The following is a 12729-nucleotide window of genomic DNA, read 5'->3' on the forward strand; positions in this document are numbered from 1 at the left end:
TTAATAAACTAATTAGAAAATAAATAAATGGCATCAGGAAAACAAAGCCCTAGACAGAAGATGATCAACCTGATGTATTTAGTGTTCATCGCGATGATGGCGCTTAATATGTCTAAGGAGGTTCTTGTAGCCTTTGGTTCGATGAATGAAAGGTTAGAGGAATCTAACGCCACTACCGAGCAAAGAAATGTTGCAGCAATGCAAGGTTTACAAACCAAAGCAAACGAGCAAGCTGAAAAGTATGCTGAGTTGGCTCAAAAAGCAGAAACTATAAATCAATTATCTCAGGAATTAGATACTTATATTGCTGGGGTGAAAAATGATTTAACCGGAGAATTAGATGATCCAAAGGATTATCAAGCGATGGATAAAACAGATGTTTTAGACGAGAAGTTCTTTAAAGGAGGTAAAATTAGTCCTGAAGGTCAGGAATTTGTAGATAAGATAAACACTTATCGTGAAAGTATTATCAATATTTTAGGAGAAGAGTTTAGTTCTTTAAATAATGAAATTGCTCGTAAGTTCAATACCGATGAGGTAGAAGATAGTGAAGGAACAAAAAAACCATGGCTAACTTATAACTTTGAAGGCTTTCCACTAATAGCTTCAATCACTCAGTTAACTCAATTGCAATCTGATGTTAAAACTACTGAGAATGATGTTCTATCAGCCATGTTAGCTGGACAGTTACAAGAGGAAGTTTCTATGAGTAATTATACCACGATCTTGCAAGCTGAAAAATCAGCTTATTATCAGGGTGAAACTTTTAACGGAGCTATTGTTCTTGGGAGAAGTGATGAAACTACAAAGCCTAATAAAATTGAATTAAAATTAGACGGGAGAACACTTTCTGAAGATGATTATTCCCTTCAGGGTGGTAGAGTTGTGCTAAACGTTCCGGCAGGAAATGCAGGGGATCACACAATTACTGGTCAACTTGTGTTTAATGAAGGAGAAGAGGATCCTATAGAGGTTCCTGTAAACCAAAAGTTTGCTGTAATCCCAAAACCAAATTCAGCAACAATTTCTGCAGATAAAATGAATGTTCTTTATCGTGGAGTAAAAAACCCATTGACCATTTCAATGGCTGGTGTTCCAGATAATAATGTTCAGGCAAATGCACCTGGTTTATCAAGAACTTCTGGAAGTAGTTATGTAATGGATGTAACTTCACTTCAGCAAAGAGAAGTTAAGATCAATGTCACGGGAACAATTGACGGGAAAAGTTACCCTTCTAGTTCAACATTCAGAATTAAAGATATTCCAAGTCCGGTTGGATCAATACGAAGAGAAACTGGTTCAGTAAAAATGCAGAGAAACAGTTTAGAAGGTTCTGAGGTAGGAGCTGAGCTACCAGATTTCGACTTCGATATTGGGTTAAGAGTAACAGGATTTAGCTTTAAAGTTTCTGGACAACCAACGGTTACTGTTAGAGGTAATAGGTTAGATAATGCTGCTAAGGCTGCATTGCGTAGAGCTGGTAGAGGAGAAACTGTACAAATCTTTGATATTGACGCTACTCTAACTACTAATAGTGGTTATAAGCTTAAGAAGATAGCTCCGGTTTTTATAGAACTTACGAATTAAGAAAAGTAGAATATTATGAAAGGGAAATATATAATATATAGTTTGTTTTGGCTTGTTAGTTTTTCTGGCGTAGCACAAACAGCTAATATTTTAAATGCTGAAAAACCTGAAGATATTGGGAAGTCACGTAATGCGGAAATCGCAGAAAATGTTGATGGAGGCCCTTTAGAGTATGGTTATGTAGATGATCGTGATGTACTGTGGTCTAAAGGTACCTGGGAGATCATCGATTTAGATGAACGAGTGAATTTTCCTTTGTATTATCCCGTTGATACTTTAAATATTTCAGCAAATAGAAGATCCTTGTATGATGTTTTGATTAGAGCTATTAAAGATGGTAAGATCGAAAATATTTATGCGGATTCTTATTTTACTGAAAAAAGGACATTAAAAGATATTCAGGCAACAATTTCTAAAGTTGATACAACAGATTACGGTATCGAACAGTATAATGCCGGTCAGGAAGTTGAAGAACAGTTTATAGATCGTAGAGATCTTGGAGCTGCAGATATTCAGGAATATAAGATTCGTGGTATTTGGTACTTTGATAAAAGACAGGCCGAACTGAAATATAGAATTTTAGGAATTGCACCTAGAGCTCCAGATGTTAACTTTATTGATGATTCTGAACTTGGGAATGAATTAGTAGATCTTTTCTGGGTTTGGTATCCAGATGCCAGAGAAGTACTTTATGATGCAAAAGCTTATATTGGTAATAATACGACCATTTCTTTTGATCAACTCTTAAATGCGAGACGATTTAATGCTGTGATCTTCAAAGAAGATAATGTGCAGGGCGATCGCCAAATCAATGATTATATTGTTGATAATAGCTTTCTACAATTATTGGAATCTGAACGTATTAAGGAGCAGATTAGAAATTTTGAACAGGATATGTGGAATTATTAAGAGATAATTCTTTATAAATAATTGAAAAGCGCCTTTTAGAGGCGCTTTTTTTATTCTTAATTTGTAGTTTTTAAACATAAATTATGCTGGATTATATAGTTGTTGGTTTAGGACTTAGCGGAATCGCAATTTCAAGTCAGTTGCAAAAACGAGGGCGCAGTTTTGTTGTTTTTGAAGATAATTCTCAAACTTCAACAAAAGTTGCTGGCGGAATTTATAATCCGGTTATTTTAAAGCGATTTACGCTTGCTTGGGAAGCCGATAAACAGATAAATTATTCCATTCCATTTTATCAAAAATTGGAAGAGGAGCTTGATGAAAAGCTTTTAAAACCATTCAATATTTACCGTAGATTTCATTCGATTGAAGAACAGAATAACTGGTTTGAGGCTGCCGATAATTTCAGATTATCTCCATTTTTAAATACACAACTTATACGGCAGGTAAATAATGCTATTCCCGGAGATTTTTCATTTGGGAAAGTAGAGAAAACTGGAGCTTTGGATACTGAATTACTTGTTAGAACCTATAGAGAATACCTTGAAAAACATCAAATATTAAAAAATCAACGCTTCGATTATTCTAAACTGAAAATTAGTGGGAAGGGCGTTTCTTATGATGGGCTGGAAGCCAGAAATATTATTTTTTGTGAGGGTTTTGGAGTTGTAAATAATCCTTATTTCAATTATTTGCCGTTGCGAGGGAATAAAGGTGAGTATCTAGTGATTAGATCGGAAGAACTTCAGTTAAAACAGGCTGTAAAATCATCGATTTTCATCCTTCCGTTAGGAAATGATTTATACAAGGTTGGGGCGACTTATAATCATCAGGATAAAACTCAGGCCCCCACCTTAGCAGCAAAAGAAAAATTGAAGATGGATCTTGATAAAATGATCAATTGCAAATACGAAATTGTAGATCAGGTTGCCGGGATACGCCCAGCGACATCAGATCGTCGTCCGTTGGCAGGAAATCATCCAGAGCATCAACGATTGTTTATCTGTAATGGTTTTGGAAGCCGTGGTGTTTTAATAGCTCCTTTGATTTCAGAAAAGCTGCTTAATTTTATAGAAGATGAAATTCCGTTACCGCCAGAGGTTGATATTCGGCGTTTTCAGAAGAAATTTTATAGATCCTGATTTTGCCGTTTTGCCTTCGCAACAGCGTCCTTATCGTAATTCAGGAAAAAATTAATCCATATATTTCTCGAAAGGCGCATGATTATAGGCATAAAGATAATTAACGTCCCAACGATAGCGAAGAAGGAAGTTAATAATCCGCCGCCCAAAAAATAATGTGCAATGATAAAGGAAGCAACAGCAAACGCAACTCCAACCGCATAACTAACATACATAGCTCCATAAAAGAAAGAAGGCTCTATTTTGTACTTAGTCCCGCAATGTGAACAATGCTCGTGCATTTCGTACACCTTGCTTAGTTTAAAAGGGTTTTTCTCTTTGTACATGCTTTCTTCCTGGCATACAGGACAGGTGCCGGTGAATATGCTATACAACTTAGTGCCTTTTAAGAATTTCATAATATTTTTTTTGCATTACAAATTTAGTCATCTTTGCACGAATCATAAGATACTTTAGTTACAATAATGCTCAACATACATAATCTTTCAGTCTCTTTTCAAGGAGAATATTTATTTCAGGAAATTAGTTTTCGTTTAGGTTCCGGTGACCGTATAGGTCTTATTGGTAAAAATGGAGCCGGGAAATCTACAATGTTAAAAATTATTTCTGGAGATCAGGAATATGATAGCGGACAGATTGCCAAGGATAAAGATCTAAGAATTGGTTTTCTTAAGCAGGATATCGATTTTGTACAGGGTCGTACTGTTTTAGATGAAGCTTATCAGGCTTTTGAAGAAATTAAACGCCTGGAGGCTAAAATGAATGAAATTAATCATCAATTAGCAACGCGTACAGATTACGAGAGCGATTCTTATACAGAGTTAATTCAGGAGCTTACCGATGTTACCCATCAATATGAAATTATTGGTGGTTATAATTACGAAGGAGAAACAGAGAAAGTTTTGCTTGGTCTTGGTTTTAAAAGAAAAGATTTCGAAAAGCTTACCGATACTTTTTCTGGAGGATGGCGAATGCGAATAGAACTAGCAAAGCTTTTACTTCAGAATAACGATATTTTATTGCTCGATGAGCCTACTAACCACCTTGATATTGAAAGTATCATTTGGTTAGAAAGTTTCCTTAATTCTTATCCCGGTTGTGTGATCTTAGTTTCTCACGATAAAATGTTTTTGGATAATGTAACCAACCGAACAATAGAAATTTCCTTAGGCCGAATTTACGACTATAAAAAGCCATATTCTAAATATTTAGAGCTAAGAGGTGAACTCCGAGAACAGCAACTGGCTGCTCAGAAAAATCAGCAAAAAGAGATTGAGCAGACAGAGAAGCTTATCGAAAAATTTAGAGCAAAAGCTTCTAAAGCTTCGATGGCACAGTCATTAATAAAAAAGCTGGATAAGGTTAATCGTATCGAAGTAGATGAAGATGATAATGCGGTGATGAATATTAGTTTTCCGGTTTCTGTTCAGCCTGGGAAAGTGGTTGTAGAAGCCGAGCATGTGGGTAAGGCGTACGGTGAACACCAGGTTTTAGATGATATTAATTTACTTATCGAGCGTGGAAGTAAGATCGCTTTTGTTGGACAAAACGGTCAGGGAAAAACAACCTTGGCGAAAATTATAATCGATGAAATTTCTCACTCCGGAAATCTAAAATTAGGGCATAACGTTCAGCTGGGTTATTTTGCACAAAATCAGGCCGATTATTTAGACGGAGAAAAAAGTATTTACGACACCATGGTCGATGCTGCAAACGAGAGCAATAGATCAAAAGTTCGTGACATGCTGGGATCGTTCTTATTCCGTGGGGACGATGTAGAAAAAAAAGTGAAAGTTTTATCTGGAGGGGAACGTAACAGGTTGGCGCTTTGTAAAATGTTGCTACAGCCTTTTAATGTGCTGGTAATGGATGAGCCTACCAACCACCTGGATATTAAATCTAAAAATGTTTTAAAAGAAGCCTGTAAGAACTTTGAAGGAACCTTAATCATTGTTTCTCACGACAGGGATTTTCTTCAGGGCTTAACAAGTACCGTTTACGAATTCAGAAATAAAAAGATAAAAGAGTATTTAGGCGATATCGATTATTATTTAGAGCAGCGTAAACTTGAAGATATGCGTGCGGTGGAGAAAAGAGATAAAACTCCAAAAGCTACGGTAAAAAAAGAAACTACAGAAAAGCAATCTTACGAAGACCAGAAAAAATTAAAAGGGCTAAATAACAGGTTGAGTAAAATAGAGTCTAAAATCACTAAAATTGAAAAGGATCTTAAAAAGAAAGATCACGAATTAGCAACTAATTACGAAAAGACTATTGCCCAGCCAAACTTTCTGGATAGTTACAACGATAAGAAGAAGCACTTAAAATCCTTAATGAAGGAATGGGAGGGTGTACAGCTGGAAATAGAGGGTATTAGCTAGTTTCTTAAAAAATTAAGATATTCAATTAAACTTTAACGGGTTTTAAGAGTCCAATTAAATAATTATGGATAAACGCAAAATAATTCTTTCAGTTCTTGGACTCCTACTTATCGTTGGAGCCGTATTTGCAGCGAAGTGGATCATCGATAGTAACGTAAAAGAGGATCCCAAAATTCAAAAGGTTGTAAAAAACGTATTTGTAAAAACAGTAAAAAACGACACTGTTCCTATTAGTATTCCCGCTAATGGAAATGTTTCTGCTTTAAGAAAACTCGAACTTTACTCAGAAGTTCAGGGGATATTTAGAAGTAGTAGTCATAATTTCTTGCCCGGGCAGGAATATAAAAGAGGTCAGGTTTTATTGAATATCGATTCTGCGGAATATGCCGCCAGCGTACAATCGGCTAAAAGTGATCTTTATAACAGTATCACAGCGATAATGCCAGATTTACGTTTGGATTATCCTGAAGTCTTCGAAAAATGGCAGGATTATTTAAACAATTTCGGCATTAATAAATCTGTTCCTGATCTTCCTGAGATCGAAAATGATAAAGAAAAGTACTTTATAAGTGGTCGAGGTATCGTATCGTCTTATTATAATATTAAAAATCTGGAAGAGCGTTTGCGCAAATATACGCATGTTGCGCCTTTCAATGGTATTTTAACCGAAGCTTTAGTAAAAGAAGGAACACTTATTAGATCTGGACAAAAACTGGGTGAATTTATAGATCCATCGGTTTATGAGCTTCAGGTTTCCATTGCCAAAAAGTTTAGTGATCTATTAGCGATTGGTAAAGAAGTAAAACTTCAGAATTTAGATAGAACTCAAGAATACACTGGTACTGTAAGCCGAATTAACGGAAGGGTAAATCTTGAAACACAAACCATCCAGGTGTTTATTCGCGTTGAAGGGCAAAACATCCAGGAAGGGATGTATTTAGAAGCAATGCTCGATGCCAAGGAAGAACCAAATGCACTTGAAATTCCGAGGGAATTATTAGTAGAGCGTTCTAAAGTGTACGTGGTAAAAGATAGCGTTTTAGACTTGGTTCGTGTAGAGCCGGTATATTTTAGTACAGAAACTGTTGTTGTAAAAGGTTTAGAAGACGGTACAAAAATGCTTGCAGCATCTGTGCCGGGAGCTTATGCCGGGCAGTTAGTAAATGCTGAAGAAATAGAAGACACCGCAAAAACAGAATAGCTGTGAGAAAACTTATTGGTTACTTTATAAAGTACGAAGTTGCGGTAAATATCGTAATTATCGCCTTCCTTCTATTTGGAGCGATTGGAGCCTTTACACTAAAATCATCGTTTTTTCCACTAGAGGAAAGCCGAATGATCAATATAAATGTCACTTATCCAGGATCTGCACCAGAGGAGATCGAAGAAGGAATTATTCTTAAAATAGAGGATAATTTAAAAGGTTTAGATGGGATAGAACGGGTTACCTCCGTTGCACGTGAGAGCGGTGGATCGATCACGGTAGAGATCGAGCGCGACGAGAATATAGACGTGATGCTTACCGAAGTGAAAAATGCGGTAGATCGCGTTCCCACTTTTCCTACCGGAATGGAACCTTTAATCGTTGCAAAAGAAGAATCTATACGTCCTACCATTAGGTTTGCCATTAGTGGAGAGAAAATTCCGCTGGTAACTTTAAAAAGAATCAGTGAGCAGATAGAAAATGATCTGCGAATGATGGACGGTATTTCTCAGATCGAAATTGATGGTTTTCCTGAAGAAGAAATTGAAATCGCCGTTAGAGAAAATGACCTTCTAGCATACAATCTTACATTTGAAGAAGTAGCCCAGGCTGTTTCTGGAGCTAATATTTTAACCACCGGGGGAACTATTAAAACCAGCAGTGAGGATTATCTAATTAGAGCTAATAATCGTTCTTATTATGCTGAAGATCTTCAGGATCTTGTTTTAAAATCTACCACTAGTGGTGAAATCATAAGACTTTCTGATGTTGCCAGGGTTTCAGATCAATTTTCAGAAACACCCAATGCATCTTTTTTCAATGGAAATCAGAGTGTGAATATTACGATAAGTAACACCAATTCTGAAGATCTTTTGGCTGCGGCAGAACAGGTTAACGAGTATATTGAAGATTATAATCGAAGAAGCAGTAATGTGCAACTGGATGTTATTTTTGATTCTTCTATTCGATTACAGCAAAGAACCCAGCTTTTAGTAGAAAATGGAGTGATGGGAATTGTATTGGTACTTTTCTTTTTATCACTTTTCTTAAATACACGACTTGCTTTTTGGGTAGCATTTGGTTTACCGGTTGCATTTTTAGGGATGTTCATTTTTGCTGAACAATTCGGGGTAACCATAAACGTACTTTCTCTATTTGGGATGATCATTGTGATCGGGATCCTGGTGGACGATGGTATTGTAATTTCAGAAAATATCTATCAGCACTTCGAGATGGGTAAAAACCCTATCAAAGCGGCTTTAGATGGAACGATCGAAGTTGTACCTCCAATTATTTCAGCAATAATTACTACAATATTAGCTTTTGCGAGTTTTCTTTTTCTGGATAGCCGGATCGGCGAATTTTTTGGCGAAGTATCTACCGTAGTGATGCTAACGCTGGTGGTTTCGTTAGTAGAAGCACTAATTATTTTACCTGCGCACATTGCGCACTCAAAAGCTTTAAAGCGTAATGCACCAAAACCAAAGTCAGCCATAGGCAGATTTTTTGAGAAGATGCGAAATGTAAATAAGGTTGGTGATCGTGTGATGATCTATCTGCGAGATAAACTATACGCACCAATTTTAGATTTTATTCTTAGACAGCAGATTTTAAGTATCGGGATTCTTTTGGCGGTTTTAATTTTGACTTTTGGAGCAATTGGGGGTGGTATTATTAGAATAACTTTATTTCCAAGTGTAGCGAGTGATAGAATTTCGATAGATCTTTTAATGCCTGAAGGTGTTAATCCTGAACGAACAGATTCTATCATTACAATGGTTGAAAATGCAGCCTGGAAGGTTAATGAGGATTTTACAGAGCGACAAACTGGAAACCTTTCTGTAATAGAAAATACGATAAAAAGAGTAGGACCGGGAAATAATAAAGCTTCTGTACAGGTTAACTTATTGCCGGGTGAGGAGCGTGATTTTGGGGCTCCAGAAATCACCAATGCTATTAGAGATGAAGTTGGTCCTGTTTATGGTGTAGAAACCTTAACCTTTGGTTCTGGAGGAAATTTTGGTGGCGATCCTGTTTCGGTTTCATTACTGGGGAATAATCTTGAAGAACTAGAGGCTGCAAAAAAAGATCTTAAAGCGATTTTTGAAAATAATCCGCTGCTTAAAGATGTGAACGATAGCGATCCTAAGGGAATTAAAGAAATTAATATCAATCTTAAGAATAACGCCTACGCTTTAGGCTTAGATCTTGCCGAAGTAATGCGACAGGTAAGAAATGGTTTCTTTGGGACGCAGGCACAGCGTTTTCAGCGTGGGCAGGATGAGATTCGCGTTTGGGTGCGTTACGATCTTGAAAACCGATCCTCGATAAATGATCTTGATGATATGCGTATCGTAACACCATCAGGAAATCGTGTTCCTTTCGATGAGATCGCTAATTATGAAATTATTCGTGGAACCGAATCTATTAGCCACCTTGATGGAATGCGAGAAATTCGTGTAAGCGCAGATATGGAAGATCCTAACGGAAGTTCTACAGATATTCTTACCGATATTCAGGAAAATGTAATGCCAGATCTATTGGCGAAATATCCAAGTTTAAGTGTGTCTTACGAAGGTCAAAATCGTGAAGCGGGAAAACTGGTAAGTTCAGCAAGTGCCGTTTTACCGGTTATTTTATTCCTGATTTATGCAACTATAGCTTTTACCTTCAGAAGTTACAGTCAGCCATTCTTATTAATGTTAATGATTCCATTCAGTGTAATTGGTGTTGCCTGGGGGCATTGGGTTCACGATTTTCCTATCAATATGCTTTCAGCATTAGGAATTATTGCCCTGGTGGGAATTATGGTGAACGATGGGCTCGTTCTTATAGGGAAATACAATGGAAATTTACGGGATGGTTTAAAATTCAAAGAAGCAATCTACGAAGCAGGGAAATCGCGTTTTAGAGCCATCTTTTTAACGTCTTTAACCACGATTGCCGGGATGGCACCATTACTTTTAGAAAAGAGCAGACAGGCGCAATTCTTAAAGCCAATGGCAATTTCAATAAGTTACGGGATTGCAATTGCTACCTTATTAACGCTATTTTTATTACCATTACTACTATCGATCACCAATAGTATAAAAGTGGAAAGCAAATGGCTGGCCACTGGAAATAGGGTAGAACGAGAATCTGTAGAGCGAACAATTAAAGAATTACACGAATCTGAAAAAAATAGAGATGAATACTAAGATTATACATTTTACGATCTTTTTCTTCGGGTTGCTATGTTTTTCAGTGAACGCGCAAGAAAGTATACAGGATAGCTTGCTTACCAAGGACGAGGTTATTGCCAGGGCCTTAGAAAGTAATTTCGGTATAAAAATGGCCAATAATAATGTTGAAATTGCAGAAAATAATCAGAGTATTTTAAACTCGGGTTATTTACCAAGTGTAAGAGCTGTTGGAGGATATAATTACGATCTAAATGATCGACTAACCGAACCAGAAGAAGGAGATGATGTAGATCAGCGTGGTATCGAGGGAGAATCTTATAGCACTTCGATAAACCTGGATTATACGCTTTTTGATGGTTTAGGCCGATTTTATAATTATAAAAGCTTAAAAGAACAGTATAATCTTTCGCAGCTAGAAGCCAGGGAAACTATAGAGAATACGATCCTTCAGCTTTTAACGGTGTATTATGAAGTAGCAAGATTAAGCGAAAACATGGAGGTTTTAGAAGAAACGCTTCAAATTTCTCAGGAACGTGTAAAAAGAGCCGAATATCAATTTGAGTATGGGCAGTCCAACAATCTTGTAGTTTTAAATGCTCGAGTAGATGTGAATACCGATAGTATTAATATTATCGAAACCCGCCAGCAATTACAAAACACAAAAAGAGATTTGAATGTGATTTTAAACAGGGATATCAATAATCGCCAATTTCAGGTAGATACATTGGTCAATTTTATACCAGAGTTGCAAATCGAGTCGTTCTTAGAGCAATCTGCTTACAATAACGTAAGCTTGCTTCAGGCGCAAAGCAATATTATTATTAGTGATTATGATATTAAAGTAAGTAAATCTGGATATTTACCAACAGTTGGACTTACTGGTTCTTATGGGTGGAATAGAAATATTAGTGCTGCTACAGCCTTTTTTCCGGGTTCTATCACAACTACAGATGGACTCTCAGCCGGTTTAAATTTATCCTGGGATCTATTTGATGGTGGGCAAACCAGTGTCGCTATTCAGAATGCAAAAATTAGTAAGGAAAATCAAAAACTTCAGAAAAAACAGATAGAGTTAGAAGTAGAACGTGATATCGCTAATGCATTGGGAGATTACGAAAATAAGCTTTATATCTATCGCGTTCAGGAAGAAAATGTACTTACCAACCAGGATAATTTTAATCGTTCTGAAGAACAATATCGATTAGGACAAATATCTTCGATCGAGTTTAGACAGGCGCAAATTAATTTGTTGGATGCCAAAACGAGTCTTAATTTAGCTAAATACGATGCAAAATTAGCCGAATTGCAATTGCTGCAATTAACCGGGCAATTGCTGAATATTGAGTTTTGATATGTTTGAACACTTTTTTCAATGTCCGTATTGCTGGGAAGAGATCTCAGTACTTTTAGATCCTTCTGTACGACAACAGACTTATATCGAAGATTGTGAGAATTGTTGTAATCCAATAGAATTTAGAGTAGCTTTTCAGGATGGCGAACTAATTGAGTTTGCCGCAGATAGTATAGAACAATAGCAAGATTTTTTGATTTTCGATACTTTTTAGTTCTTTTTTTTGCTGCGGAAAATTTATCGCATCTCATTATTCAAGATTGTAAAGAAAATTGAAATTTTTTTCGATAACCCAAATAAGGTGAAATTTCAGAATCTTCTGGATGTTTATTTTGAAATGAATTGATCCTAAGTGATTTGACTGAAGCGAATTTGTATAAAAATGTTTCTTCAAAATATCCAATTTTGATATTCATTATAAAGACTGAATATTTTTCTGAAAAAAGTTTTGGAGAAGTGAAAAAGCGTCGTATATTTGCATCCCGATAACGCAATAAGCGATATCAAGACATACTGAAATAAGATATTATACAATATATATCGCGGGATAGAGCAGTAGGTAGCTCGTCGGGCTCATAACCCGAAGGTCACTGGTTCGAGTCCAGTTCCCGCTACTAAGAAAAAGCCAGCAGAAATGCTGGCTTTTTTATTTTACAACTTTTAGTAAGACATTTTTCAGTTTGATATTGTAAAGAATTATAGGTTTTCTTCTTCTATAAAATTCCCATACAAAAAATTGAATTTAATAGTTTCTTCGAAATGAACCTTAGGTTTTAGTTCTACTTAAAGCATAGATTTGCAGTGATTTTTTATTCCCTGCCTTTTTAAGTGTTTAAAATATATAAATGATGAATTTTTATATGCTATTATTAGGACTCTTAGCCTGTATTCTATACCAAAATCTTTTTATAGAATAAATTTGAGTTCGTTCTTCTTCAGTTATTCTTCAATTTTAAAAAATACATGTAACAAATAC

Annotated in this window: 9 protein-coding genes and 1 tRNA gene; 9 read left to right on the forward strand and 1 reads right to left on the reverse strand. The window is 36.1% G+C overall.

What is annotated here, in order from left to right; genetic code table 11:
- Positions 1-27 precede the first annotated feature (27 nt).
- The 3 genes from porM (at position 28) to BM201_RS05095 (ending at position 3635) form a co-directional block, all read left to right on the forward strand.
- Complete coding sequence (gene porM / locus BM201_RS05085) at positions 28-1587, forward strand: type IX secretion system motor protein PorM/GldM (RefSeq protein WP_092540267.1); 1560 nt, start codon at positions 28-30, stop codon at positions 1585-1587.
- 15 nt (positions 1588-1602) lie between these two features.
- Positions 1603-2496 carry a type IX secretion system ring subunit PorN/GldN gene (gene porN, locus BM201_RS05090; RefSeq protein ID WP_092540268.1) on the forward strand — a complete coding sequence of 298 codons (894 nt, stop codon included), beginning with the start codon at positions 1603-1605 and terminating at the stop codon, positions 2494-2496.
- Positions 2497-2579: 83 nt separating this feature from the next.
- Entirely contained in the window at positions 2580-3635 is a 1056-nt protein-coding gene (locus tag BM201_RS05095; protein ID WP_092540269.1) for an NAD(P)/FAD-dependent oxidoreductase, read from the forward strand.
- Here the strand turns inward: BM201_RS05095 and BM201_RS05100 are convergent.
- Positions 3623-4033 (reverse strand): DUF983 domain-containing protein, encoded by a 411-nt coding sequence (locus tag BM201_RS05100; RefSeq protein ID WP_092540270.1) that lies wholly within the window; start codon positions 4031-4033, stop codon positions 3623-3625. The two genes, BM201_RS05095 and BM201_RS05100, sit on opposite strands and share 13 nt — an antisense overlap.
- Before the next feature lie 66 nt (positions 4034-4099).
- Between BM201_RS05100 and BM201_RS05105 the strand changes: the two genes are divergently transcribed.
- The 6 genes from BM201_RS05105 to BM201_RS05130 all read left to right on the forward strand — a co-directional run bounded on the left by BM201_RS05105 (position 4100) and on the right by BM201_RS05130 (position 12367).
- Positions 4100-6016 carry an ABC-F family ATP-binding cassette domain-containing protein gene (locus tag BM201_RS05105; protein ID WP_092540271.1) on the forward strand — a complete coding sequence of 639 codons (1917 nt, stop codon included), beginning with the start codon at positions 4100-4102 and terminating at the stop codon, positions 6014-6016.
- A gap of 64 nt (positions 6017-6080) precedes the next feature.
- On the forward strand, positions 6081-7217 hold the full coding sequence (locus BM201_RS05110; RefSeq protein ID WP_092540272.1) for an efflux RND transporter periplasmic adaptor subunit: 1137 nt from the start codon (positions 6081-6083) through the stop codon (positions 7215-7217).
- A gap of 2 nt (positions 7218-7219) precedes the next feature.
- Positions 7220-10417 carry an efflux RND transporter permease subunit gene (locus tag BM201_RS05115; RefSeq protein ID WP_092540273.1) on the forward strand — a complete coding sequence of 1066 codons (3198 nt, stop codon included), beginning with the start codon at positions 7220-7222 and terminating at the stop codon, positions 10415-10417.
- Positions 10407-11753, forward strand: a complete 1347-nt coding sequence (locus BM201_RS05120; protein ID WP_092540274.1) for a TolC family protein — start codon at positions 10407-10409, stop codon at positions 11751-11753. Before BM201_RS05115 ends, BM201_RS05120 begins: the two co-directional genes overlap by 11 nt.
- Position 11754: 1 nt before the next feature.
- On the forward strand, positions 11755-11937 hold the full coding sequence (locus BM201_RS05125; protein WP_092540275.1) for a CPXCG motif-containing cysteine-rich protein: 183 nt from the start codon (positions 11755-11757) through the stop codon (positions 11935-11937).
- 357 nt (positions 11938-12294) lie between these two features.
- Positions 12295-12367: transfer RNA gene (locus tag BM201_RS05130), tRNA-Met, on the forward strand.
- Positions 12368-12729 lie beyond the last annotated feature (362 nt).

Origin of the sequence: Zunongwangia mangrovi, from assembly GCF_900112105.1 — a bacterium.
Taxonomy (GTDB): Bacteria; Bacteroidota; Bacteroidia; order Flavobacteriales; family Flavobacteriaceae; genus Zunongwangia; species Zunongwangia mangrovi.

Coding starts and splice junctions, on each gene's coding strand:
- porM (WP_092540267.1), top strand. CDS start 28: ATGGCATCAGGAAAACAAAGCCCTAGACAGAAGATGATCAACCTGATG.
- porN (WP_092540268.1), top strand. CDS start 1,603: ATGAAAGGGAAATATATAATATATAGTTTGTTTTGGCTTGTTAGTTTT.
- BM201_RS05095 (WP_092540269.1), top strand. CDS start 2,580: ATGCTGGATTATATAGTTGTTGGTTTAGGACTTAGCGGAATCGCAATT.
- BM201_RS05100 (WP_092540270.1), bottom strand. CDS start 4,033: ATGAAATTCTTAAAAGGCACTAAGTTGTATAGCATATTCACCGGCACC.
- BM201_RS05105 (WP_092540271.1), top strand. CDS start 4,100: ATGCTCAACATACATAATCTTTCAGTCTCTTTTCAAGGAGAATATTTA.
- BM201_RS05110 (WP_092540272.1), top strand. CDS start 6,081: ATGGATAAACGCAAAATAATTCTTTCAGTTCTTGGACTCCTACTTATC.
- BM201_RS05120 (WP_092540274.1), top strand. CDS start 10,407: ATGAATACTAAGATTATACATTTTACGATCTTTTTCTTCGGGTTGCTA.
- BM201_RS05125 (WP_092540275.1), top strand. CDS start 11,755: ATGTTTGAACACTTTTTTCAATGTCCGTATTGCTGGGAAGAGATCTCA.